The sequence below is a fragment of the Desulfobulbus rhabdoformis genome (genome assembly GCF_016919065.1).
Lineage (GTDB): Bacteria > Desulfobacterota > Desulfobulbia > Desulfobulbales > Desulfobulbaceae > Desulfobulbus > Desulfobulbus rhabdoformis.
Window position 1 is genome coordinate 1 of the sequence record NZ_JAFFQA010000112.1, and the last position, 1,831, is coordinate 1,831.

The following is a 1,831-nucleotide window of genomic DNA, read 5'->3' on the forward strand; positions in this document are numbered from 1 at the left end:
CCTGGGTTTACGGGTTGTGGAACACGCCTAGCCGCAAAGCCTTGCCTGGTGGGCGCTCGCGAGCGGTGCCGATTTTGGCGTGTGCCCACAGGTATTGCACTTATTTTTCGAGGGTCTTTATGCCAAAAACTTTGGTCGGTAGCGGAGTTACAAGTTTTTTCATCAGTTCACGACAGGCTTCGGGCGCTGAATTAATCTGAAAAAAACTGTGCTGGCCGTTTTGAAACTCAGTGGCTTGAAGTTTGGCTAAGTTGCGGCGTATCCGGGACCAGGGCTCCCCGCACTCACGTTCCGCAACGCGCTCTATGAGCAGCGCCAGAACACAGATTTTTACATGCGTTTCGATGCGCCGTGCGGCCCAATGATACATAGGCATCATTTTGATCTGGGTACGCTTGAGTGAGCGGAAGCACCGCTCGATAACCAGAAGTCCCTTGTAGCCAAGGGCCGCATCTTCAAGACTGATGGTGTCATCGTTGGTTTCCAGCACCCATTTGCCGTCGTAGCGTTTTGCCTCGGTGATGGCTGCGCGGTCCAGGCGAATTTTACCGGCCTCGGTTGTTGTCAGGTACCGCTTGTATCTTTTTGAGGCCAGAAGTTCGACGGCCCATTGGGCAGAAGCATTACGGTCCTTATGGTTGGCAAGCTCCTCTTCGAGCATGGCGACGATCTCTTCTCGATGGATTCGTTGCCGTTCTGCTTCCTTTGGGTTGAAACAGAGGATGTACCGCCTCCTTCGTTCGCCGTCGCCGATAACAACCTCCTTGGCTTGCAGGCTGTCGGTGAAGGTAGTGAAGCGACCTGGTTGCGAGAGGACCTCTTTCTTGATTTCGGCCACCGATGCCATGCGGGTGGCGAGCAGGTATTTGCCACAGGCCCGTGCAAGTTCTTCTCGGTTAGCGGAGGAGTTCATACCCGAGTCGGCCACGAACAGCGCTCGACCGAGGTTCCAGCCTCGCAGGTCCTTTCTGATACGCTCGATCGTGGATACATCCGCCGTGTTACCGGGAAAAATCCAGCTTTTTACCGGCAATCCCTCTCGGGTTACCGCCAGGGCGACCACGATTTGCGGCGTCCATGTGCCCTCTTTGGAATGACCGTACTGACGCAGACCGTCGTTTTCGTCTTCCTCGTCCTCGTAATCAATGGAGAATGAAGCCGTCGTTGTATCGTAAAAGATCAGATCAACCGAGAGGTTGAACAAGTTGGCGGTCTGAAAAAAGACTGCTTCCTCTACCGCGTCGATATGCTTGTGGAGGAAATCCATCGCCTCGTACATCTGCCGTAGCTTCAGGCCTTGGCACTTAGGAAGATGAACCTGCTCCAGCCACCGATCCCAAACACCGAGTTTGGATTCCGGTGCGCAGAGACGATTGGCGGTCATGGCCAGCAGGGCCTGGTCATAGGCAACGGCATACTTGCCTTTGTCCAGCAGAGACCGCAGCGCTTTGCCGATACCCAACCGCTCCCAAAGGGTTTCAATGACCAGCACTGTGCCGAGTTCCACTGTGCGCAGGATCTCAAGCTCGTCGGGCAGTCCACCACCTTGAGCCTCCTCGCTACCAGCGGGGTCAACAATGGTTACCCCGCAGACTCTGGCTATAGATCGGGCGAGCCGCACCAAGGCCTCACGGTCTAGCTGATCGGCGCGTCCGAAGCTGTGGATGATGCGGGCAACGGTGGAGTTGGTCTCCGGATTCCGCTCGTTGTGGGCGAGTTGGAGATACTCGGTAACGGTGCCGTTCTTGTTTTTTCGTTTCGTGGTTCGCAGATACATGACTGCCCACCACGTTAGCGTGTTAATTCGCGTATTTCAACTGAAATATCGCTT

1 protein-coding gene is annotated in these 1,831 nt (G+C 55.1%); it reads right to left on the bottom strand.

The features are described 5' to 3' along the window. Nucleotides 1-100: 100 nt before the first annotated feature. Nucleotides 101-1,777, bottom strand: a complete 1,677-nt coding sequence (locus tag JWJ90_RS22585) for an IS1634 family transposase (protein ID WP_205229476.1) — start codon at nucleotides 1,775-1,777, stop codon at nucleotides 101-103. Nucleotides 1,778-1,831 lie beyond the last annotated feature (54 nt).

Coding starts and splice junctions, on each gene's coding strand:
- JWJ90_RS22585 (WP_205229476.1), bottom strand. CDS start 1,777: ATGTATCTGCGAACCACGAAACGAAAAAACAAGAACGGCACCGTTACC.